The sequence below is a fragment of the Paenibacillus sp. MAHUQ-45 genome (assembly GCF_058133325.1).
Map to the genome: position 1 here is coordinate 154202 of NZ_JBYUPV010000001.1, position 23984 is coordinate 178185.

Here is a 23984-nt window from a genome sequence, read left to right on the forward strand (position 1 = left end):
TATGAATTGTGGTTCAATACTTGTGAATTGGAGGCATGACAATGGACTTATACAATAAGATTTATATCAATGGGGAATATGTTATACCATCGGGTACAGAAGAGCTGGAGCTCATCAACCCTGCGAACAAACAAATCACCGGTAAAGTCGTATTGGGGAATGTTGAGGATACTCGAAGTGCCATTGCAGCAGCCAAAGCTGCATTCAAAACATTTTCGAAGACGAGTGTTGAGGAACGGGCTGAAATTCTCTTAAGGCTGCACCAATCTCTACTGGAGCGGTCCGACCGATTAACAGAGGCAACCGTTAAGGAATACGGCGCTCCGATTTCCGTGGCCAGAATGTTGACTCATATTGCTGTAAATGCATTTTTGCATACGAAGGAAAGTCTCGAATCCTATTCATTTATACGGACGGCAGGCTCGGCACAAGTTCACATGAAATCCGTCGGTGTCGTTGGCGCCATTACGCCCTGGAATGCAAATGCTACGCATATGGCGAACAAAATAGCACCAATACTGGCAGCAGGCTGTACCGTAGTTGTTAAGCCAAGCGAGTTCAGTGCAGCTCAAACGGAAATATTTATTGAAGCTATCCATGCTGCCAATATCCCACAAGGGGTTATCAATATCGTTAATGGCAAGGGAGAAGAGGTGGGAGAGGAATTAACCCGCAATCCTGATGTCACCGGCATAACATTCACAGGCTCCACTCAAATTGGGAAACGTATCGCGGAAGTGGCCGCTGCCAATCTTAAGCGGGTTACTCTAGAGCTTGGCGGAAAATCTCCAACTGTCATTCTAGAAGATGCCGATTTCACCAAAGCAGTTCCGCTTGCCGTAAGCGCTGGGTTCATCAATAGCGGGCAGGCGTGCCTGGCGGGTACAAGAGTGCTTGTTCCAGAGTCGCGTTTGGAGGAGGTAAAGTCCTTGATGGTTACTACCATCGAAGCTTTAACAGTCGGAGATCTCTATAATGAAGCTTCAGTTATTGGGCCAATGGTGAATCAGAAGCAGTATGATCGGGTTCAATATTATATTAATCGGGCGATCGAAGATGGAGCTGAAGTGGTCGTTGGTGGTACAGGCAGTCCTGAGGGGTTAGATGAAGGCTACTACGTTAAGCCAACGGTGTTCTCTAATGTGACTAATGATATGACCATCGCTCAGGAAGAAGTATTTGGTCCGGTCCTGTCCATTATAACCTATAAGACAGAAGACGAAGCGATAGACATCGCGAACGATACAGCGTATGGCCTACAAGCATTCGTCTTCTCTGGAAGCAAGGAGCGGGGTAACCACGTGGCTGATCAGATTGTGGCTGGCCGGGTTTCCGTTAATGGCGTGCATGACGAGCCAAAAGCGCCTTTCGGCGGGTTCAAAAATTCCGGCATAGGCAGGGATCATGGCACCTACGGTATCGAGGAGTATCTGGAGCCTAAATCAATTCTGGGATACAATGCAGTGATTATATAAGTTAGTCGGTACGAAAGCTGACGGATACTACTACCACAAGAAGGATTGTCTTCTTGTGGTTTTTTTATTTTATCTCAGGCAAGAGGTGTGAAAATGGTTTGAATCATTTATTTTAAAATTAAACGAACAATGTACTTTACGAACACTGTTCGTTATGGTATAAATAATGTGTAAACAAGATGAACGAGAACAAAAGGAGGGTGGTGCGCTACTACGATTGGTTCTAAATAAGCACACGAAATTTCAAGTTGATGATGACTATAATAAAGAAAAGAGGTGGTTCTTCTTTTGAACACACAAGCTCAAGGTGCTCCATCCGAATTCTCAATGAAGAAGATCCTGCCGATTCTGCTTGCAGTGGCAACGGGAATGTTTCTAATTATTTTGGACAGTACAATTATGAATGTAGCTGTTCCTAAATTAGTGGACACCTTTCATTCCAATCTCGGCACGATTCAATGGGTGATTACAGCGTATACGTTGGCGCTCTCAGCGGTCATTCCACTCGCAGGGTGGTTTTCGGATCGCTTCACACCTAAGCGTATGTTTCTTGCAAGCATTGTATTATTTGTTATTGCATCAATGCTTTGTGCACTGGCTCAAACACCAGAGCAGCTGATTATTTATCGCATCTTTCAAGCGCTAGGCGGCGGAATGGTCTCACCAATCGGTATTGCCATGGTGTTCAAGGTATCGCCTCCAGATAAGCGCGGTTCCGTGATGGGGATCCTCGGTATTCCTATGCTGCTCGCTCCGATTTTCGGACCTATATTGTCCGGCTGGTTAATCGAATTTATTAACTGGCACTGGATATTCCTTATTAATCTGCCTGTCGGAATCTTTGCTTTCTGGATGGCATGGCGTTACTTACCGGCTTCAAAGCCAGGTAAAGAAATGAAGTTGGATTTCCTGGGTGCAATTTTAGCCCCGATTGCCTTTGCTTCGTTAGTGTTCAGTGTGCATCAAGCCGGGGAGAAGGGCTGGCTTGACGAATGGACCTTGGGGTCTCTCGGACTGGGTGTTGTTACCTTGTTATTATTCATTTGGAATGAGCTTAAGCAAAAGCACCCCCTGCTTGAGTTGAGAGTGTTCCGCTCGAAGACATTCACGCATGGCATCATTCTGGCCTGGATGAACCAAATGGCATTATTCGGGAGTATCCTGCTGTTTACGCTATATCTGCAACAGGCTAAGGGACTCTCTCCTCTGGAAGCTGGATTGTACGTTATTCCTCAAGCGATCATGTCAACGATCGGGATTAATGTAGGCGGGAAGCTATTTGACCGGTACGGGGTTCGTCCAGTTACATTCCTTGGTATTTTATCATTAGCCGGTGCCTTGTTTGCCTTAACGCATATTACTACGAGTACCAGTGCAGTTTACATTATGTGTAGTTTTGCTTTTGTGGGACTTGGTCAAGGTTTAACCATGATGCAGCTTAATACGCATGTGCTTAAATCAGCTCCAATAGAACTCGTAAACCGTGTGACACCGATCACCACTTCCGCGCAGCAGATTATGTCTTCCTTCGGGATAACGATTACAGCCGCGTACCTGACTAAGCAAATTAGAAACTTGCCGGAAGGACATACATTGGAACAACTAGGACAATCATTCGGTCACACGTTCTGGATCACATTATCCTTTGCACTTATTGCTTTGGTATTGACGTTCTTTCTGAAAAAATCGTCGGCTCCTCCTAAAAAGGCACGCTAACCGCCCATAAATAGGATAGGGGGCAATATATTTTTGCTATTAACGAACAGTGTTCTTAAAGAACGATGTTCAGTGAGTGCTTAGATCTTTTAATTCTCTAGAAAATGAACATAAGAAAAAACAAAAGCGAGAAGGAACGAAGGGGGGAGTTTGGAACTGTAGGAGCGTAGCGCTCGCCTTTGTTGTCAGATTTCAACCGCTAAAAGCGGTTTATTAAAGAAGAAATCTGACAACAACAGCGACCGGAAGTCCAAACATTCCACCGTAGTGACGACCAAGCCTTACGTAAAAATCTCAGGTTCACTTTATACAAATTAAACTTACATGAAGGAGATGCATTACAATGACAACAGTATCTAAAGAACAAAAACGAATTGCTATTATCGGAGCAGGACCAGGGGGATTGACACTAGCCCTAATCTTGCAGCGCCAAGGCATTCAGTCTGTAGTTTATGAGCGGGAGCTTCATGACACTAGTCATGAAAGAGGCGGTACCTTGGATATTCACGAAGAATCCGGTCAAAGAGCACTTAAAGAAGCTGGGCTGTTGGAGGAGTTCCAACGTATTGCCCGCTTTGAAGAAGAGGACTTCCGGGTACTTGATAAAAACGCGAAAATTTATGTTGATGAAGATTCAGATTCAGAATCAGGCGGAGCAGGGACTCGTCCCGAGATTGACCGCGGCGTGCTGTGTGATTTGCTGTTACGCGATCTTGATCAAGGTACGATCAAATATGGTTATAAACTCGCAAAGGCTGTTTCGTCAGAGAACGGCATGACCGAGCTTCATTTTGAAAATGGTGCTGTGGATACGGTTGACCTCTTGATTGGTGCGGATGGAGCCTTCTCACGTGTACGCCCATTGCTCACGGATGCCGATGTTGAGTACTCCGGTCTGACTATGATTGAACTAAACATCCTGAATGCAGCCCAGAATCATCCGGAATTAGCGGCGTTTAATAAACGTGGTAAAATGTTTGCACTGGATGATCATAAAGGTATCCTTGGTCAATTGAATGGAGATGGACGAATTAAGGTGTACGCTAGTCTTCAGGTAGAGAGAAACTGGTTAGAGACAAGTGGGATTCCGTTCGACCAGCCTAAAGAAGCTAAGGAGCGGCTATTGGATCTATTCAGTGATTGGGATGAGCAGCTAAAAGACTATATCCGTTACGCTGAAGATGCTATTTTGACTAGACGGATCTACATGCTTCCTATCGGATTCAAGTGGAATTATAACCCTGGCGTAACCTTGATCGGGGATGCCGCCCATGTCATGTCGCCATTCGCGGGTGAAGGTGTAAATATGGCGATGTATGATGCCTTGGAGCTAGCACTTGCCATTGCCCGGAATCGTGGTGATTATGCCAAGGCAATCATGGAGTACGAGGAAAAAATGTATGCATTCTCATCCGTCAAAGCTCAGGAATCGGATTACAGCCTGCAGCTTACGTTCTCAGACAATGCCGCTGCCAAGATGGCTGAATTAATGCAGTCCTTCCAAGAGCAATTCGAAGGTCAATAAACATGTTGAATTTCTGACTATGCTATATTATAAAGAGACTATGAAGAATTCTAATCGAATTATTGTAAGCCGTCGTGACCGTCCGGCCAAAGAGCCGTTAAGCCGTGAGCTCATCGTTAAAACCGCCTATGAACTCCTCAAAGAGCAAGGGATGGCAGGGATGAGCATGCGTAAAGTTGCAAAAGCATTGGATACAGGCCCTTCTTCATTGTATGTGTACGTTAATAATCTGGAGGATTTAAGCTCTTATGTTCTGGATTACGGACTTGGTGAATTAGTGCTGCCTGATTCCAAGCAGGGTTCATGGAAGGAAAGATTGTTCGGAGCCCTTACTGCGTATTTCCTGCTATTAATCGAGCAACCAGGTCTCTCTGAAATTTCACTGTCCACGATGCCACGGGGAGACCAATACCTTGAGTTAGTCGAATACCTCCTTACCGCGCTGCATGAAGGTGGAGCCAAATCGGCGGCAGCAGCCTGGGGAGTGGATCTGCTACTGTTATACGTCACATCTACAGCCTTCGAGAAGCATTCCTGGAGGAAACATGGCACTGTGGAGATGCCTGCCATCAAAGAATCCTTTGAAAAAGCAGACCCTGTTCGTTTTCCGTTCATTCACAGTCTGACTGAAGAATTATTCTCGGGAGGCGAGGTCGTCATGGACCGGTTCCATTGGGGACTTGAAGTGATGTTACAGGGAATTAAGCTGGACAAGAATTAAGAGGAAATAATCATATTTAAACAAGGAAAAGCAACTGATTGATTTCGGTTGCTTTTTCTTTATGATTTGCCTTGTTAAATTATCTAACGGTTCAGCATTAGATTGAGCTGGCGTACATAAGGTGCTAACTCGCTGACAGAATCCAAAAAGTTGGTGTATACCCGAATAAGGGTACTATTAGGCTTTGATTGTCCTAACTCCGTCTTCAGCAGTTCGATGACCTCCAGCAATTCAATCCGAATCTGCTCTGGTTGTGGCAGCCCGCGGATCTTATCGGCAAAAAACATCAGAAATTCATCCAGGTTGTTCTGCCGGGTGTCGTTATCCATTGGATTGATTTGATTGAAAAAAGCACTCGAGGTCTTAAGCACAGGTTCAGGATTGCTGGCGATCAAGTCCCCGATGACTGTATCCAGACGATCGACGAAGAAGCCTGCTAATTCGGCCATGGGAACAGCGATCACAGCTTGGACCGCATGCGACAGATATTCTTTGATCATGCCGCGGAAGATGGTCACAACATCCCCGAGATAAGGAACAATCGGCTCGCCATACGCTTCATAGAAGCAATCCTGATGTAATGTCAGCAATGAGGCGCGTTTTTTTCTCCACTCCACTACAAAGTTGTCATTGCTTGTGATCGGGAGCTCTTTAAACTCACTGGTGAAAAAATAATTTTCAAGCATATATTGCATCTGATATTCGATCTTAAGACGCAGCACTTCCTTCGGTGGAAGCCCCTCAAGCGAAAGTCTCCGATCAAGCTGCCTGGCCTCTTCGAATAGAATTCTGTGTACCTCGACAAATACGCCAGTAAATAAATCTTCTTTAGATGGAAACACTTTATAGATGCTGGCCTTGGCCATGCTACAAGCTTCTGCGATATCCTGCATGGAGGCAGCGAAATATCCTTTTTTCCTAAAAATGCACATTGCTGTTTCAATAATTTGCTGTCTTTTGAATTGTTCCAACTTAACCACCCCTACACATTCTGACATGTCCCTTCCATGTGGTCAATAAAGGAATTTGACGACAAAACCCCAAAGTCATATAATGAACTTGTCAGTTTTATGAACTTATTTCTAAGGAGGTGAGCCAGAGCATTCGCTTTGGCGCAACATGAAAATTAACGATCAGATTGAAATGCTAGTGCTTACTCTTAAGATGGGTGAGCATGACTTTATCATTAACCCGGTGGCGATCCGCGGTGAACATTCTTATGTATTAGTGGACACCGGTATGCCTGGTTCTTACGGCCAAATCACGGAGCTTTTAACCCAAGCGGGAATTGACCCTGCGGCCCCTCATTCCATTATTTTAACCCATCAAGACATCGATCATGTAGGCAGCTTGCCGCAGTTCAAGGGTGAAGGCATAGAGGTGTATGCCCACGGGGATGACCAGCCTTATATCGATGGACTGAAGCCGATGATTAAGTTCAGCGGGGAACGTAAAGAAGGACTAATTGCCTCTCTTCCGCAAGATCTTGCTACTGCCTTTGAAGCTACTTTTTCTGGAAAAGAAAAGAATGTGACTACGTTACTGGCAGACGGAGAGAAACTGTCTTTCGGCGGCGGATTGACCGCAATTCATACACCAGGGCATACGCCTGGACATATAAGCCTGTATCATGAGCCTAGTAAGACACTCATTGCAGGGGATGCTTTAAACGTTGAAGACAGTAAACTGATCGGTCCTAATCCGGCAGTTACGCCAGATATGCCACTCGCACTGGAATCACTCCGCAAGTTGAAGGATTATCCAATCGAGACTGTAATCTGCTATCATGGAGGCATTTTTAAAGGAGATGTTCACAAGGCTATCGATGAAATAACGGAGAGCCTGTAATGGACGGCGACACACCTCGGAAGGTATTAGGGAAGGAGAACAAGTGGCTCCGTTTTGCGGTGACTTGTGCCATTGCCGTTCTTGGCGGATTTGTTTTTCAACTGATCCATATGCCAATTCCATGGCTACTCGGCTCGATGGTGTTCCTTGTGATCGGCTCCAGATTATTTAAAGGGATCTCCTTTTACTGGCCTGGGCAAGTCCGCGACACGGGTATGATTATCATCGGTTATACCTTGGGACTCTCGTTCACCCTGTCGACCTTAACGCAGATCGGACAGCAGCTGCCGACGATGATTTTGTTTACGGCGTTGCTGCTGTTATGTGCCGGGGCTATTGCATTTTTAATTTCGAGATTGTCCGGTATTCCTTTCCCGACGGTGCTTATGGGTAGTATTCCCGGGGGCCTCAGCCAGATGATCACGCTAGCGGAAGAAGTGAAAGGAATTGATATCACAGTCGTCACCTTTTTGCAGGTGTCCCGGCTAATGATGATTATTTTCTGCGTACCGCTGCTGATCTTCAGTCCATTGTTTCATGTCAGTGGCAGCCACAATGCCGTAGCTGCTGCTGCGAGCGGATCTGCTGGATATGCTGCGCTATTTCCGCATATTTTGGTCTTTGCCGCAGTATGCGTACTGAGTGCGTTCATCGCCAAAAAGATCAAGATGCCAACGGCTTTTCTGCTTGGACCAATGATCGGCACGATCCTGCTTAATTTGACCGGGTATGAGGGCCATGCACTGCCACCCATCGTACTCAGTCTTTCACAGCTGATGATCGGAGGCTACATTGGGCTGCTGCTGGATCTGGAGAGTTTAAAAAATAAGACGAAAATTGTTCTGCTCGCAATATTGAGCGGGGTGCTGCTGATTGGGGTGTCGATGGGGCTTAGCTTGCTGCTGACACGAATGCATGACATCACAATCGTCACAGCTTTTCTTGGCTTGTCGCCAGGCGGTATGGACCAAATGGCCCTCATCGCCAAGGAAGTGAACGGCGACCTGTCGATTGTTACGTGTTATCAGCTCTTCCGAACATTGTTTATCTTCTTTGCAGTGCCGCCTGTGCTGAAGCTGGTTTTCCGGTCGATGCTAAAGGATAAGAAGGTTACTGCATAGACTGAACAAAGGGAAGATGTAGAAGGCGTGAAGGGATGACGTGGAAGAGTGTCGAGAGTGCTGAGGGTGTCTTAAGAGCATCGAGAGAGTCAAGAGTGTCTCAGAGTATCGATAGTGCCAAGAGCATCAGAAGTGTGGAAGTGCTAAGGTGCTAAGAGTGTTGAGGTGCTAACGGTGCTGAGAGTGTTGAGGGTGCTAAGAGTGCTGAGGTGCTAAGAGTGCTAAGAGTGCTAAAAGTATTAAGAGTTAAGGGTGCTAACGGTGCTAACGGTGCTGAGAGTGCTAAGATTACCAAGAGTGTTGAGAGCATCGAGAGTATCCCAAACACCTCTCTAGCACCTCTCATGCATCTCCAAATTGTAAATAGAGGCATTTTTGTACCTTAATTATCAGGAACGAAGGGGTTAGCTTGAAATAAGGGCAAATTTGCACCTTAATTTTACGGAATTCTACCGAATAGCGGTTTTTCTAGAAAATAAGCTACAATAATGCCCTTAATTGCGTATTTTCTCTCAAAACGATGAATTTAAGGTGCAAAAATGCTCTTAATTGGGGATGCGAGGGGTTGCGACACTTAGCCTCTTTAAGAATTCTGGACAACTGTGGCCGAAAATCCCACCTTCACCGGAACTACGCCGACTTGATCTCTACGTCTATCTCTATCTCTATCTCTATCTATACCTCTGTATTTCAAATCCATTTTATTTAATAACTCTATTAGCTGAATGAAATCCCCGAATCAAATACCGCAGCCAGGGCAAATTTTCTTTTGCTCTGGCTATTTTCATGCCTCCAGACGCAGTCATTAACTGTCCCGACCGGAGTCATCAGCGTCATCAGTTGTCCCGCACGCAGCCATCATTTCTCATCCATACGCTGCCACTGGTTGCCCTCCATTTCTCTGTTTTCGATAAAAAATAATAGTTTCGTACAAAGCTTTTCCGGGAGAAAACCACTAATATAACTACTATATATAATGAAGAAACTTCTGGAGGCAGATTTGATGAGCGCACAGAAACTATGGTACAACAAACCAGCGGCTTCATGGTCCGAAGGTATCCCGGTCGGAAATGGCAGATTAGCTGCAATCGTATATGGCGGAGCAGAACAAGAAGTTTGGAATATCACGGAATCGACTTACTGGTCCGGGAAAAGAGAACTGATCACCAGCCAATCTTCCGGCAAGGATGATCTGGCGCGGCTCAGACAGCACTTTTTCGATGGAGATTATGAAGGCGGCGAGCGGTTAGCGAGCCAATTACTTGAGCCAGGCAAAGAGAATTTTGGCACCAATCTGCCCGTATGTGATGTAATCTTGAAGTTTAAAGCTGCCGGAGAAGATGTCATTCGAGAGCTTAATCTTGAAAACGCAATCACGAAGACAACGTATCAAGTTGAGGGTGCGAAGGTACACCGCGAGCTATTTGCTTCCCATGCGGATGGACTGATCGTCTGCCGGTTATGGAGTGAACAACCGGAGGGCGTTTCGTTCAGCCTGCATCTTGAAGGGAAAACGGATTATTTCGAGAGCTGGAACGAGCCACAGAGCGCAGGCAGACTCTTCTTTAAGGGGCAAGCGCTGGAGCAGCTGCATAGCGATGGACAATGTGGTGTGCGTAGCCAAGGTAGCATTCATGTTACAACACAGGGTGGAACAATTAGTGGAGACGCGGGAAGGCTTGAGGTTAGTAATGCGCAGGAAGCTATTATTTATTTTGCGATCAATACAGACTATGGCGTGACCAGCGACGACTGGATGAATGTGGCGGAGAATAGGAACCTACTAGCGGTAGCCAAAGGATATGAGTCTCTTAAATTGGATCATATTGCAGACTATAACAGTCTGTATAATCGAGTCAGCTTAGAGCTGGGAACATCTGAACAAACGTCATTACCTACGGACGAAAGAATCCGCAATGTGTCACAGGGTAAAGGTGAGGATGCTGCTTTATTCGCGTTATTTTTCCAATATGGTCGGTATTTGACCCTCTGCGGGGCAAGAGAGGATTCGCCTCTGCCGCTGCATTTACAGGGGATCTGGAACGATGACCAGGCTTGCCGTATGGGCTGGACCTGTGATTACCACATTGATATTAACACGCAAATGAACTACTATCCGACGGAAACGACTCATTTGTCTGAGTCTCACCAGCCGTTAATTCGCTACATTGAGCAGCTCGCGGAGAGCGGAAAAGCAGCGGCTCGGGATTTCTATGGATGTGAAGGCTGGGTGGCGCATACCGTATCCAATGCTTGGGGTTTTACAGCTCCGGCCTGGCAGAATTCCTGGGGGCTGAACGTCACAGGCGGTCTGTGGATTGCGATGCAATTGCGGGATCATTATGAATTTACGTTGAATGAACAATTTTTAAGTGAAACTGCTTACCCTTTTTTAAAAGAAGCGGCTCTATTCTTTCTAGATTATATGGCCCTGCACCCTACGTATGGCTGGCTTGTCACGGGACCTTCGATCTCCCCGGAAAATACCTTCCATGCCAATGGCACACAGGTGCATCACTATCTATCCATGGGGACGACGCTGGATCAGGTGTTAGTGAGCGATCTGTTCGAATTTGTCTTGGAGGCAGCAGAGAAGCTTGAGGTGGATGAGCAGTTGCAAGCTGATTTGAAAAAAGCTATTGCCTTGCTGCCACCGCTGCAGATCGGGCAAAAAGGACAGCTTCAGGAATGGCTGGAGGATTACGTGGAAGCGCAGCCTGAACACCGTCATTTGTCCCATTTACACAGCTTGTATCCAGCTTATCGCGTTACTCCGCAGCATACCCCTGAACTTAGCGAGGCTGCACGTGTTACGCTGGAGGGTCGTAAATCAACCAGCAATCATGAGGATGTGGAGTTTACGGTAGCTGCCTTTGCCGGCTGCTATTCCCGTCTGCATGATGGAGAAAATGCTTATGAGCAGATTTCGCACCTGATTGGAAGCTTGTGCTTTGATAACCTGCTGACCTTCTCGAAGCCGGGGATTGGCGGCGCGGAGAGTCCGATCTATGTGGCGGATGGCAATTTCGGCGGAACGGCGGCGATTGCGGACATGTTGCTACAGAGTCATGCAGGGGAACTTCATTTACTGCCAGCCCTTCCGGCATCATGGTCTTCAGGGCAATATCGTGGACTTCGGGCCAGGGGTGCCTTGGAGGTAGACGTCATCTGGTCGGAGGGACAATTGGTCGAGGTGTCTGTGCGAGCATTGACTACGGGACATACCACGCTGCGCTATGGTGAACAGACGCTGCCGTTCAGTTATGAAGCGGGACACAGCTACAGCATAGATTCCGAGCTAAGAATACAGTAAAGAGCACATCGTAGAATTCCCTAAAAGGGGAAATACTTTAGCAAGAACTTTGAAGGGCTGTCTCAAACGTGGATTTCCACGATAGAGACAGCTTTTTTTCATTAGCAACTTCTCTCTAGAGTGAACGAGACCCTGAGGAATTTGACTTAAAGTTCAGTTTAATGCTAATAATAGAATAAGTGAAATTATGAACACTGGACTTGGGAGGAGAGCACTTTGTTTACAATTAAGGAAGCATCGGAAAAATTAAATTGCGCTGCTCACACGATCCGATTTTACGATAAAGAAGGATTGTTGCCCAACATCCGCAGGGACGATCACGGCAACCGCATGTTCGAGAAAAGAGATCTGGACTGGATTCGCTTAATGACTTGTTTTCGTGCGACAGGAATGAGTGTAGCGGATTTGAAAAAGATTGTTGATCTTGCCTTGCAGGGGGATGAAACGATCGGGCAGCGTAGAGCCATACTGGAAGCCCATCAAGCAGAGATCAAACGGAAGCAGCGAGTGCTGGATGAGGCTTTTGAAGCTGTTAGCCAGAAGCTTGAAGTGTATAACAATATTGAAAAGGGCAATCCAGAGGAACGTTTTCTCACGTACATCGAGGAATTAGATACACCCATATAAGAATTGTGATGGTGACAAGTCACTCTAACGAAGAATAGGGTGACTTTGTTGTAATCATAGACCTTGCCTTAGAGTGCACTTTAAGGTATATACTGGGACTATTAAAAAATAATATTCATCGGAATAAGAAAGCAGGAGAGACTGGATGAAATATGTAATAATCTTGTTCGCACTCGCATTAGTAATTTTCTTAATTTTGAGTTATTATCCTCCTCTTGGTGGAAAGAGTTCAGCCGATAGTCAGCAACGGATTCATGAATCCGCTAACTTTGTCGATGGGAAGTTTCGCAATCAAATACCGACACCGATGGATTACAGCTTAAAAGATACTGCTGGGGCTTTATACGATACGATAAAAGGCAACCCGAATGGCCGGCCAAAGGTAACACTTCCGATGGAGGTCTTTAATGCAAAAGCATTTTCGGACAGTAACGAGGATCAAGTCATCTGGTTTGGTCATTCGACCTTATTGATGAAAGTCAGTGGAATGAAGCTGCTGATCGACCCGGTATTTAGTAAATATGCCTCTCCAGTTTCTTTTGCAGGGCCAAAGCGTTATAGCAATAAGCCGCTAGCACAGATTGAGGATCTGCCTGATATTGATGTCGTCTTGATATCGCATGACCATTATGATCATCTGGATTATAGTTCGATCCGCAAGCTGAAAGGAAAGGTTAAACAATTTATCGTTCCGCTAGGGGTCTCTGGGCATTTGACAAAATGGGGCGTTGATCCTAGCCAGATTCAGGAGCTTGATTGGTGGGAAGAGACATCGTATCAAGGGTTGAACTTCGTTAGCACGCCGGCAAGACATTTCTCTGGCCGCGGCACCCGTAGTGGGTCCACGTTATGGAGCTCCTGGGTTATTCAAGGTAACCAATCGAATGTATATTTTAGCGGGGATAGTGGTTATGGGCCTCACTTTAAGGAGATTGGTGATAAATACGGTCCGTTCGATCTTGCCCTCATTGAAACAGGTCAATATGATGTGAAATGGGCCAATATTCATATGCTTCCTGAAGAGTCCGTGCAAGCGAATCTGGATGTACAGGGGAAAGTAATGGTTCCTATTCACTGGGGAGCTTTCACGCTGGCATTGCACAGTTGGACAGACCCTATTGAGCGGGCGAAAGCAGCTGCAGGTGAGCGGAATGTAGCTTTGGCTACGCCAAAAATTGGCGAAAAAGTGATGATCGGTTCAAGTGAATTCCCTACTTCAAGCTGGTGGGAGTCAATTAAAAAATAATCCTTGCCTTAAAGTGAACTTTAAGGGTTACGATAACTCATGAGCCCAGCTCAATCCGTTATCAGGAGGGAATACACTTGAGTAAAACAATTTTAATCACAGGCACATCAACAGGTTTCGGAAAAGAGTTGGTTCTCCAATTTGCGAAGCGTGAATGGAATGTCGTAGCTACCATGCGGGATACATCGAAAGCTGCCGCTGAATTTAGCCAATATAGTAACGTACAAGTCCTGGCATTGGATATTACTAATGCGGAAATGACCCAAGAGGTTGTAGATGCGGTAACGCGTCAATATGGAGCAATTGATGTACTGCTCAATAATGCTGGATATGCGCAAGCAGGCATTTTTGAAGAAGTAACTGTTGACCAAGCACGTAAGCAATATGAAACGAATGTGTTTGGTGTGATGACCACCATCCAGGCTGTTCTTCCACAAATGCGGGAAAATCGCTCCGGTCATATTATCAATATCTCATCCATGGGCGGCGTACAAAGCTTGCCAACGCTGTCTATCTACTGTAGCTCCAAAGCAGCACTTGAAAGCTTGAGTGAAGGTCTGGCGGCTGAAGTCAAGGATCTGGGCATCAAGCTCACGCTGGTAGAGCCTGCAGGATTCAAAACTGGCTTCCAAGGAAATACTCAGGAAATCACAAGCAGCATTCCAGACTACCAACCGCTGTATGATTGGTATAATGATCTTGCTGAGACCGCGCCTTACGGCGATGTTGAAAAAGCGATGTCAGCCGTTGCCGATATTGCCGGCACAGATAATGCTCCGAGAAGACTAGCGCTCGGAAGCATGGGCCTTGTGATGGCGCGTACGCAGCTGAATGGCATGCTTGAGGAATATGACAAGTGGGAACACATTACGGCAAGCGCAGATTAATATGAAGAAAGAGGAGTGGATAATTCATCCGCTCCTCTTTTTTTTATATTAATGAATCCACAATATTTATATATAAGCGAACGAACGTGTCTTAACTCACTGTTGATATACCACTTACATTCATGTTGACAGAGTCCACTAGAAATAATACATTATTAGTAGACAGAGTCCACTAGAAAGGAGACAAGCATGGATAATAAAGTTATTGCAGATATACGTCAATTCAATAGATATTACACGGACGTACTAGGTCTATTAAATAAAAGTGTATTAGATACGGGCTACTCATTGACAGAAGCACGAGTCATTATAGAAATTGGCTTGATGGAGCAATGTATTGCGAACAATCTGGTTGATTTACTTAATATTGATCGAAGTTACATGAGCAGAATCATTAGAAAGCTAAAGAAAGATGGGCTGATTATTAAGGAGCCATCGACCTCGAATGTCAGAACGAATCTCATTCGCTTATCTCCTGAAGGTGTAGCACTTTTTAATGAAATAAATAAAAAATCGGATGAACAATTAGTGGATCTATTCCAAGGTTTATCACGGAAACAAATCAATGAGATACACACTTCTATGTTAGCTATAAAGAAGAATTTAGATAGTTTGGAGAGAAAATAAAGTGATACGATTTGAAAATGATTACGCAGAAGGCGCTCATCAGCGAATTCTTGAACGATTATTAGAAACCAATGACGAGCAGACACCTGGATATGGAATGGATGAGCATTGTGAAAAAGCTAGAGGGTATATTCGAAAAGCCTGTAATGCTGAAAGTGCAGATGTCCACTTTTTAGTAGGGGGAACACAAACCAATACGACTATTATCGCTTCGATTTTACGTCCACATCAAGGTGCAGTTTCGGCACATACGGGTCATATCGCAGTACACGAAACTGGGGCAATTGAAGCTACTGGTCATAAAGTCCTTCCTATACCAAGTGAAGATGGGAAAATCCGAGCGGGGCAGGTCAAAGAATTGTATGATGCTCATTGGAACGATGTCACTCATGAGCATATGGTACAGCCAGGTTTAGTGTACATTTCACATCCAACTGAAAATGGGACAACCTATCGCAAATCAGAATTGGAAGAATTGAGTAAGGTATGTCGTGAATCCGGGATACCTTTGATCATGGATGGTGCCAGATTAGGGTATGCTTTGGCTTCGAAGGACAACGATATCACATTAGAGGATATTGCAAGGCTATGTGATGTATTTTATATAGGTGGAACTAAAATTGGGGCATTGTTTGGTGAAGCAGTAGTTATAACGAATGATTCTCTAAAGAAAGATTTTCGCTATATTATCAAGCAAAGAGGCGGACTGCTGGCTAAAGGTAGACTTTTGGGAATCCAGTTTGAAACCCTATTTGAGGATGGTTTATACCATGAACTCTCTAATCATGCTGTGGAAATGGCAGGGATGATTAGAGATGCTTTCGTTCAAAATGGTTTTTCATTACATTATGATTCTACAACCAATCAGCAGTTCCCCATTTTGCCTGAAGAGGTAATTGTTGAATTAAGCAAAAAGTATGCATTTCAATTCTGGGAAAAAATCGATGCTACACACAGTGCTTTGAGATTTTGTACTAGTTGGGCTACGAAAAAAGAACATGTTGAAATGCTAATAGAAGATATTAAAGAAATGAAAATAGCTACACCATACTTAGTATAAGAAAAAGCCCAGTTGAGTTGATCGACTGGGCCTTACTCAAATTATCTAGCGATAGCTCGTTTGTCTTACATAGTAATTATAGTAATAACAACACTTATCGTTGTACCGAGGCATATTAAAGTGCCGATTTTCGCGCCCCAATCTTTGAGATGATTTAACCCCAAGAGGAGGCCTGGTATCGTAAGAATTAAGACAGACAGGGATAAAACCGTATGATTATGAAGTCCAATCTTGTCTCCTAGAGTTTCAATCACAGGAATGCCATTCAAGCTAGATGACCAAAGTATCGATAGGAACCCCAGATATAGCGCCCAGGTTCCAGTTCCCCTACTTGCTTTTTGCTTCGTCATTATTATATTCCTCACTCTCAATATTCCAAATAATTGTAATTATGAAAATCCCATCGGTATAGTCGGCCGTAATGTTATGACCCATCTGAGTGAGCAGCGATTGACATATGGAAAGTCCGAGTCCAGTGCTGTCATTTGTTCTGCTGCTGCTTGTGGTATATGAGCGGTCGAACACATGGGACAGCTCTTGTTTGGTGATGAACTCACTTTCATTGGCAAAGGACATCACGATTGAGCCGGACTCCACCTTGCTATCCACCCGTAATTTATTTTTTCCATGTTTCTTGGCATTCTGGAGCACATTCTCAATGACCCGATGTACGGCGTTGGCATCCGCAATAACCTTTGGGGCAGCAGGAGGAAGAGAAACGTCCACTTGAAATCCAGAGGATTCAAAATCGTCATAGACTTCAGCCAGTAAATTCAGACCAATCTCGTTGACGTCGATTAAAGTGGATTCAAGCGCATATTCACCTTCATCCAAGCGGGATAGATCGTAGAAATCCCATATAAGACGATGGAGCGCACGGGCCCTTTTCTCCACAATACGAAGATAGTGCGATTTTTCCTGATCGGTCGCCTTGTTCTGGATCAACATGTGTAGATAGCCTAAAATAGCTGTTAACGGTGTTCGCATATCGTGCGAAATATTGGAGATTCTTTGATGCAACTGCTTTTCATTCCACTGATAAGACCGCGCCATCTGTTCCTTGGCACCGATCAGCCGATTAATCTCAATCACAAGCTCCTGATTCAGCTTGGAGGGAAAGCTCATCGTGACGAGTTGGGATCGTTCTTCATCGTTCAGTTGTCTGAGTTTTTGCATCAGCCGCCGCGTCTGAGAGACCTGCAGGCTATAGAGGATTGCAAATAAGCAGGCTGCTGCACCTAAAACGATCATCACAATGAGCATATCGGTCTCCTTAAAGTTCTTTTTTGCGGAATAAGAAACTACCAACACCTAGTAGCACGACAACACAGACCACTGGGATGATGAGCATTACAATCTGCAGCGTTACAGAGGGTGCGCTGTTCTCAGCCACCGGATTTAGGTAAGCCAACACTTTGCTAAGACCAGGGAAGGTTGAACTTAGCATGTTGCTTACATTAGAAAATATCGTGCTACACAGAATACACACCAGGATCAGGGAGGCTGTCTTTTGAATCAGCACACTAAGCATCTGGAACAAGGCGAGATAGGCAGCGATACTGAGAAAATTAGAAATCATCGTCGTAGAACCCATTTCTTGAAGCATAGTATTCCCATCTGCTGCACCGAAGCTATAAAAGACTGAAGCCAAGACGGAAGCAGAGCATAGTATCCACATGAGCAATAAGAGCAGGAGTCCGCTGAAATATTTGGAAATAAAGATCGTCATGCGTGTGATGCCGCTGGTTGTATCATTTTTATACAATCCCAGCTGCATATCTTCTCGGAATGTGTATTCTGTAATGATTAGCGTGATAAAGAAAAAGGCTGCATACATGAGGCTAGGAACAATGCGGACAACGATGGATGGAGCATAGTGGCTGCCTACGCCAATGATCAGCAGGGCCGGAACAGCGATCAAAACGAAGCACCATACCAAAAAAGAAAAGCGGGTACCAATACGATATAAATCAGCTTTACAATAATTAAGCATTTGATCTCTCTCCTAACAAGCTTATGAAGTAATCCTCGAGATCTTTTCTCTCTTCCGTTAATGAGAATACGTCTACGCCATTCTCGTTAAGCTCCCGATTGATCTGCTCCGGATGGTCCACTGGGTCGTAACAGCGAATAATATTCTCAGGAAAAACTTTATAATTCTTATAGCCGCAGATATCCAGCACCGTAGATGCTTTTGCTGTGTTACTGACTTTGATGACCAGTGCGCCTTTGGATTGTAACTCGAGTTCCTTGGCGCTAACCTGCTCAATCAGCATTCCGTTGTCAATGAACCCATAATGGGTGGCTATGGAGCTGAGCTCCTTCAAAATATGGCTGGAGATCAGAATGGTAACACCCTGTTCTTGATTAAGCTTCAGGATCAATTCCCGAATCTGTGAGATTCCCAAAGGATCAAGACCGTTCGTAGGCTCATCCAGCACCAGAAACTCCGGTTTACCAAGCAGTGCACGGGCAATGCCTAGCCGTTCTTTCATGCCTAAGGAAAACTGGGAGAATTTTTTACGGCCTACATCCCCCAGACCTACAAATTCCAGCAACTCGTCAAGCTCATTAGTAATCGGTATTCCTTTTTTCATGCAATAAATCTTCAAATTTTTCTTGGCTGAAAGGTTGGGATAAAATGTGGGGGACTCAATCACACAGCCAATGCGTGTGCGGCTCTCTTCGAGCTTTCGGGAATCACTATTTCCAAACAAAGTAAGTGATCCCGACGTCGGATAACTCTGACCACAGATGAGTCTCATCAATGTGGTTTTACCTGCACCGTTCTTTCCTACCAGGCCATAGATCTGACCTTTTTCTATGGTTAAGGAACAATCCATCAGTGCAAAGGAAGAGTTGTATTTTTTAGATAAACCATTCGTGGCGACGATGTTTTCGCTCATGACCATACCTCCTTCGATGTACTTATCTTAGCTAACGAAGAATACAAGAGCATGAAGGAATTCTGAAGACTTTCTGAAGTTCACGGATTCAAGCGATAACCTATGCCACGCACGGTCTTAATGTATTCCTCGCTGTCTACCTGCGCAATTTTACTCCGAATACGACTGATATGTACGTCTACTGTATTATCTTCACCCAGAAACTCTTGCTTCCAGCAAGAAGTGAAAATATTAGAACGGGTAAATACGCGATCCGGATGCTGCAAAAAGAGGGTGAGGATCTGATATTCTAGCGATGTGAGGTCGATGGGTGTTCCATTAATGCTAACCGTCATTGTTGCGGTATTACATTCACAATTTTTATGACGAAGCAATGTAGCGGATGAGGGGGTAGTGCTTTTAGAGAAGACTTGGCTTCTTCTGAGTTGTGCCTCTACACGAGCTAATACTTCTTCATTTTCAAAAGGCTTGGCGATGAAGTCATCCGCTCCCAGACGCAGCGTGGCTACGCGAGCATCCGTACCCAGCATGGCGGAGATGACGATGATGGGCATTGTATGCTTCTCCCGAATCGTTGCAATCAACGACTTCCCGTCCATTCCCGGCAGCATCAAATCCAGTAACAAGCAATCAAATGTCTCAAGTCTCATTAACAGGTGGCCTTCCGAACCTGAATAAGCGCTGGTCACCGTGTAGCCGTTATCGTTCAATATTCGTGCTAGCAGCTGATTAATATCCATATCATCCTCAACAATTAAAATGCGGTAGCTCATGATTTATTCCCCTTTGTCCGTTTCAAATGTGTATAAGTACGTTAAATTGTAGGAAATATACGATGAAATTGCAAAGGGCATCGAGAGCTTATTTACAACTGTTGCAAACACAACCCATTGGCTTATAATTGTTGGAAAGGATATTTCGATTAATTAGGAGATTATAGGATGCCCAGAAATCATGAAAAAGATATTCAACTCCGTGAAGAGCGGAAAAAACAAATTTTGAAATCGGCTCTCCCACTATTTGTAGAGAATGGGCTTCAGGCCACAACGATCAGTGAAATTGCTAAAGCTGCGGGCATGAGCAAAGGTCTGATCTATAACTATTTTGAATCCAAAGTTGAGTTGTATAGCATTTTGGCTGTTGATATCCTAGGTTTATCGGAGGAAGATGCGAATCATCTCCTGTATGTGATGGAAGGGACAGCCTGGGAAAGACTTTGTCAATTGGCTAAGGATGTAGTTATCTTGCAAAAGTCTAAGCTCGCTGGGGATGCCGTCGAAATGCGATTTAATCTGGCCTTTTCCATGCAATTTCTCAATTTTGAACATTTGCCTGAGCCTTATAAGAGTGACGTGGATAAAGCTTATACTTTTAATCGGCAAACCGTTGCCGAAATCATCAAGCAGGGGCAAAACGCTGGGCAGCTCATCGAAGGTGATCCTTACCAGCTGGCGATTCATTATTCCTCGATCGTGAATGGCATGTTTATGGAGAATACTAGGAATGAAGGACTGTTTGATAATAATAATGTTGAAAATGCGCTGAAGCTGTTTCTTCGTCAATAGCAGCTATAAATATAAAAAACCGTGAATCGCTTGATTTACCAAGAGCTTCACGGTTTTTTGACGTTTTATTAAAGGGATTCATTCGTTACATAACGGTTCTGCGGAATACGTAAATCCAAATTTCCTCTAAGCGTATCGCTGTCATACTCGGTTCGGAACAAACCGCGTTCTTGCAGAATTGGCACCACTTCACTTAAGAAGTCATCCATTCCGAAAGGACCGAACGGGACCAACATGAATCCGTCTACGGCGCCTGCTTCAAACCATTCCTGTAGTGTATCTGCGACTTGGGCCGGTGTGCCCATAAACGGACTGCGCGGAGTTGTAGCTTCTAAAGCCAGCTGGCGGAGCGTTTTTCCGCTTTTCAGAGCTTCGGTAAAGTTCTTCAGGGAACCTTGTTGAGTCGGGACAAGATCGAGCAAATGCAATGCTGGCTCATCCAGTGGATACTGCGTCAAATCATGGTGATTAAAAAAGCGGCTGGTGTATTTAAGGGCATCCGTGATCGTGACGAGGCTCGCCATTTCCTGATATTTCTGCTCTGCTTCCTCTGCGGTTCTACCCACAACTGGAGCGATGCTTGCGAAGACTAGAATATCGTCCCCTGATCTACCGAAGGTCTCCACTCTTCTTCTCATATCCTCTCTAAAAGCAATGGATTCTGCGATTGTCTCGGGGATGGAATAGATGGCATCCGCCTGCTCTGCTGCAAAATTGCGACCTACTTCTGATGTTCCTGCTTGGAAAATAACAGGCTGACCCTGCGGCGAACGTTCAATGCTCAGCGGTCCTTTGACAGAGAAAAACTCTCCCTTATGGTTCAGGGTATGCATTTTGGCAGGGTCAAAAAACACGCCGCTTTCCTTGTCGCGTACGAAGGCATCCTCTTCCCAGGATGACCACAATCCTTTTGTAACCTCCAGAAATTCGGTGGCCAATCTGTACTTCGCATCGTGCTCAATATGTTTTTCGTTATAATTATCCGCCGCCCCATCAAGCGTGCCAGAAGTCACAACATTCCAACCGGCTCTTCCCCCGCTAATTTTATCAAGCGTTCCAAACTGGCGTGCCAGTGTAAAAGGCTCACTGAAGGTGGAAGATACGGTTCCGACTAGACCAATGTTGGAAGTTACTGCCGCTAAGGCACTCAGCAGCGAGATGGGTTCAAAGCGATTTAAAAAATGGGGTAGTGACTGTTCTGTAATATACAAGCCGTCCGCAATAAAGATGGCATCTAAAAGGGCAGACTCGGCTTTTTGGGCCCACTGCTTATACAACTCAAAATTCACACTGGCGTCCGACTGAACATCAGGGTGTCTCCATTCAGAAATGCTGTCCCCAACGCCACGAAAGTTCACAGCCAATTTTATTTTTTTCAGACTCACAACGATTCCTCCCACCATTTGATCTACTAAGAGAATGAGTATACTCGGATTAAAGTGCAGATCGCCCAACAGATTGACCGTTCGTTTAATTTGTGAATCATTATAGCTTGCTTCCTACCTGGCTGTCAATTCGAATATATGTCATCAAAATAACTAATTTGAAATAAGAAAATTTAAAATTGACAGTGTCATAGGGAGTGAATATAATTGATCACAAGTTGAACGCGCGGTCAACTTGTGCTTTAATTCCATGTATTCCTATGCGAAAAAAACAAGGGGTGTAACCATGAATCTTTCTTTTCCAAAGTTTAAATGGGCCATTGTTATGGCTATTGGATTTTCATTAGTGGTCTCAGGATGCAGCAGTGGTGATAAGAATGCTCCTGCTAATACAGCATCATCAGATAAAGCTCCGGCATCTACTCCTGCTGCGGGCGGGGAGTTAACCTTCGCCCTTGCGGGATCTCCGAGCACGCTGGATGTAGGGGTCACCTCTTCTGATATTGACTTCCGGGTTGGCCGGAATATATTCGATAGTTTGGTGGGCGAGCTGCCAGATCATACGATCAATCCTTGGCTGGCAGAGTCCTGGGAAATTTCAGCAGATAAGAAGAGTTATACCTTCAAGCTGCGTACAGACGTTACTTTCCATGACGGTACGCCATTCAACGCAGAGGCAGTAAAAGTCAATTTTGACAGAAGTGCTGATCCTAACGGGAAGTCCGTTTATGCGAAACAATTGCTAGGACCGTACGAATCTTCCGAGGTCATCGACGAGTCCACGATAAAAGTGAATTTTAAAGAACCGTTTACGCCTTTCTTAAGCAATCTGGCTAAATCCACGCTGGGCATTCAATCTCCTGAATCCTTTAAGAAGTATGGTGAGGACGTTGGTCAGCATCCTGTAGGAACCGGTCCATTCAAGCTGGCCTCCTGGGTTGCCAATTCCGAGATCGTGCTGGAGAAAAACAGTGATTATAAATGGCCTTCGCCGGCTGCTGAACATAGTGGTCCAGCTTATTTGGATAAAATCGTATTGAAGCTTATTCCGGAAGAGGCCACTCGTGTCAGCAGCTTGCAAAGTGGTCAGGTGCTTGCCGCCGAATCTATTCCGGCACAAAATATTGTCGTATTGGAGAAAGACGCTAATTACCAGATTCAGAAGGCGCTACTCCCAGGTGCTACTTTCCAACTCACCTTTAATAATGAGAAAGCACCGTGGAATAATGTGAAGCTTCGCCAGGCGGTACAGTCCACTGTCGATATCGATGCGATTGTGAAATCTTTGTATCTTGGCACATTCCCGCGGTCATGGAGTCCATTGTCCTCCTCAACCTTAGGCTACGATTCTTCCCTGGAAGATTCATATAAGGTAGATATTCAGCATGCTAACCAATTGCTTGATGAAGAAGGCTGGAAGTTAGGTGCGGACGGTGTCCGCGAAAAAGACGGCAAGCCACTGGAGATCAATTATATTGATATCACCGGCAATAGAGAAAAACGCGGCGACATCATTAAAATGGTGCAGCAGCAGGTGAAGCAAATCGGCGTGAAAATGAATGTTTCGATTATGGCTGCTGGTCCTTATGTAGATGCACTGAAAGCTGCCAGCTATGATCTGGTGGGCCACAGCTTTGCTGGCGGAGATCCTGATATTTTAAGAACCATTTTCTCCAAAGCGAACTGGTCTACGAATGAATATGCGAACTCCAACTTTGCTCGTTTCTATGATCCGCAGATTGAGCAGCAGTTAACAGACGCTTACCAGGAAGCCGATCCGGAGAAGCGGGTTGCGGTGTATAAAGAACTGCAACAATACTTTGTGAAGAATGCCGTGTCTATTCCTGTATATGTGTTCCCATACACCATTGCTGCAAGTAAAAAAGTGAGCGGAATTACATTTGACTTCCCGGGGTATCCACAATTCTATGACGTTGCAGTCTCGAAATAGGCAGCAGGAGG

General features: G+C 45.0%; 20 protein-coding genes. 14 read left to right on the forward strand and 6 right to left on the reverse strand.

The window, feature by feature from the left end:
* Positions 1-41: 41 nt before the first annotated feature.
* The 4 genes from AC3Y23_RS00695 (at position 42) to AC3Y23_RS00710 (ending at position 5437) form a co-directional block, all read left to right on the forward strand.
* Positions 42-1475 carry an aldehyde dehydrogenase family protein gene (locus AC3Y23_RS00695; protein ID WP_379194589.1) on the forward strand — a complete coding sequence of 478 codons (1434 nt, stop codon included), beginning with the start codon at positions 42-44 and terminating at the stop codon, positions 1473-1475.
* Positions 1476-1763: 288 nt separating this feature from the next.
* The gene (locus AC3Y23_RS00700) at positions 1764-3191 is read left to right on the forward strand and encodes an MDR family MFS transporter (RefSeq protein WP_379194591.1); all 1428 of its coding nucleotides are present in this window, start codon (positions 1764-1766) and stop codon (positions 3189-3191) included.
* Positions 3192-3534: 343 nt separating this feature from the next.
* Entirely contained in the window at positions 3535-4716 is a 1182-nt protein-coding gene (locus AC3Y23_RS00705; protein ID WP_379194593.1) for an FAD-dependent oxidoreductase, read from the forward strand.
* Positions 4717-4756: 40 nt separating this feature from the next.
* Entirely contained in the window at positions 4757-5437 is a 681-nt protein-coding gene (locus AC3Y23_RS00710) for a TetR/AcrR family transcriptional regulator (protein WP_379194596.1), read from the forward strand.
* Between the two features lie 83 nt (positions 5438-5520).
* Here the strand turns inward: AC3Y23_RS00710 and AC3Y23_RS00715 are convergent, their stop codons facing one another.
* Positions 5521-6408, reverse strand: a complete 888-nt coding sequence (locus tag AC3Y23_RS00715) for a TetR/AcrR family transcriptional regulator (protein WP_379194598.1) — start codon at positions 6406-6408, stop codon at positions 5521-5523.
* Between the two features lie 148 nt (positions 6409-6556).
* Between AC3Y23_RS00715 and AC3Y23_RS00720 the strand changes: the two genes are divergently transcribed.
* The 8 genes from AC3Y23_RS00720 to AC3Y23_RS00755 all read left to right on the forward strand — a co-directional run bounded on the left by AC3Y23_RS00720 (position 6557) and on the right by AC3Y23_RS00755 (position 16166).
* Complete coding sequence (locus AC3Y23_RS00720) at positions 6557-7285, forward strand: MBL fold metallo-hydrolase (RefSeq protein ID WP_379194600.1); 729 nt, start codon at positions 6557-6559, stop codon at positions 7283-7285.
* On the forward strand, positions 7285-8406 hold the full coding sequence (locus AC3Y23_RS00725) for an AbrB family transcriptional regulator (protein ID WP_379194602.1): 1122 nt from the start codon (positions 7285-7287) through the stop codon (positions 8404-8406). The genes AC3Y23_RS00720 and AC3Y23_RS00725 overlap by 1 nt, the downstream gene beginning before the upstream one ends.
* A 1003-nt stretch (positions 8407-9409) precedes the next feature.
* Positions 9410-11719, forward strand: a complete 2310-nt coding sequence (locus tag AC3Y23_RS00730) for a glycoside hydrolase family 95 protein (RefSeq protein ID WP_379194604.1) — start codon at positions 9410-9412, stop codon at positions 11717-11719.
* 216 nt (positions 11720-11935) lie between these two features.
* Complete coding sequence (locus AC3Y23_RS00735) at positions 11936-12346, forward strand: MerR family transcriptional regulator (protein WP_379194606.1); 411 nt, start codon at positions 11936-11938, stop codon at positions 12344-12346.
* A 145-nt stretch (positions 12347-12491) separates the two neighbouring features.
* Positions 12492-13592, forward strand: a complete 1101-nt coding sequence (locus tag AC3Y23_RS00740) for an MBL fold metallo-hydrolase (RefSeq protein ID WP_379194608.1) — start codon at positions 12492-12494, stop codon at positions 13590-13592.
* 77 nt (positions 13593-13669) lie between these two features.
* On the forward strand, positions 13670-14479 hold the full coding sequence (locus tag AC3Y23_RS00745; protein ID WP_379194610.1) for an SDR family NAD(P)-dependent oxidoreductase: 810 nt from the start codon (positions 13670-13672) through the stop codon (positions 14477-14479).
* Positions 14480-14668: 189 nt separating this feature from the next.
* A complete protein-coding gene (locus AC3Y23_RS00750; RefSeq protein WP_379194612.1) occupies positions 14669-15106 on the forward strand; it encodes a MarR family winged helix-turn-helix transcriptional regulator in 438 nt (145 codons plus the stop codon).
* Position 15107: 1 nt separating this feature from the next.
* A complete protein-coding gene (locus AC3Y23_RS00755; protein WP_379194614.1) occupies positions 15108-16166 on the forward strand; it encodes a threonine aldolase family protein in 1059 nt (352 codons plus the stop codon).
* 327 nt (positions 16167-16493) lie between these two features.
* Here AC3Y23_RS00755 and AC3Y23_RS00760 read toward each other — a convergent pair whose 3' ends face one another.
* From AC3Y23_RS00760 to AC3Y23_RS00775, 4 genes are all read right to left on the reverse strand, one after another.
* On the reverse strand, positions 16494-17417 hold the full coding sequence (locus AC3Y23_RS00760; RefSeq protein WP_379195721.1) for a sensor histidine kinase: 924 nt from the start codon (positions 17415-17417) through the stop codon (positions 16494-16496).
* A gap of 22 nt (positions 17418-17439) precedes the next feature.
* Positions 17440-18159: a hypothetical protein gene (locus AC3Y23_RS00765; RefSeq protein ID WP_379194616.1), complete on the reverse strand. Its 720-nt coding sequence runs from the start codon at positions 18157-18159 to the stop codon at positions 17440-17442.
* The gene (locus AC3Y23_RS00770) at positions 18152-19072 is read right to left on the reverse strand and encodes an ATP-binding cassette domain-containing protein (RefSeq protein ID WP_379194618.1); all 921 of its coding nucleotides are present in this window, start codon (positions 19070-19072) and stop codon (positions 18152-18154) included. Before AC3Y23_RS00770 ends, AC3Y23_RS00765 begins: the two co-directional genes overlap by 8 nt.
* Positions 19073-19152: 80 nt before the next feature.
* Positions 19153-19845 carry a response regulator transcription factor gene (locus AC3Y23_RS00775; RefSeq protein ID WP_379194620.1) on the reverse strand — a complete coding sequence of 231 codons (693 nt, stop codon included), beginning with the start codon at positions 19843-19845 and terminating at the stop codon, positions 19153-19155.
* A gap of 168 nt (positions 19846-20013) precedes the next feature.
* Here AC3Y23_RS00775 and AC3Y23_RS00780 point away from each other — a divergent pair, with 168 nt between their 5' ends.
* Positions 20014-20637, forward strand: a complete 624-nt coding sequence (locus AC3Y23_RS00780; protein WP_379194622.1) for a TetR/AcrR family transcriptional regulator — start codon at positions 20014-20016, stop codon at positions 20635-20637.
* Positions 20638-20705: 68 nt separating this feature from the next.
* Here the strand turns inward: AC3Y23_RS00780 and AC3Y23_RS00785 are convergent, their stop codons facing one another.
* Positions 20706-22040, reverse strand: a complete 1335-nt coding sequence (locus tag AC3Y23_RS00785; protein WP_379194624.1) for an LLM class flavin-dependent oxidoreductase — start codon at positions 22038-22040, stop codon at positions 20706-20708.
* Positions 22041-22308: 268 nt separating this feature from the next.
* Here AC3Y23_RS00785 and AC3Y23_RS00790 point away from each other — a divergent pair, with 268 nt between their 5' ends.
* Entirely contained in the window at positions 22309-23973 is a 1665-nt protein-coding gene (locus AC3Y23_RS00790; protein WP_379194626.1) for an ABC transporter substrate-binding protein, read from the forward strand.
* Positions 23974-23984: the final 11 nt, after the last annotated feature.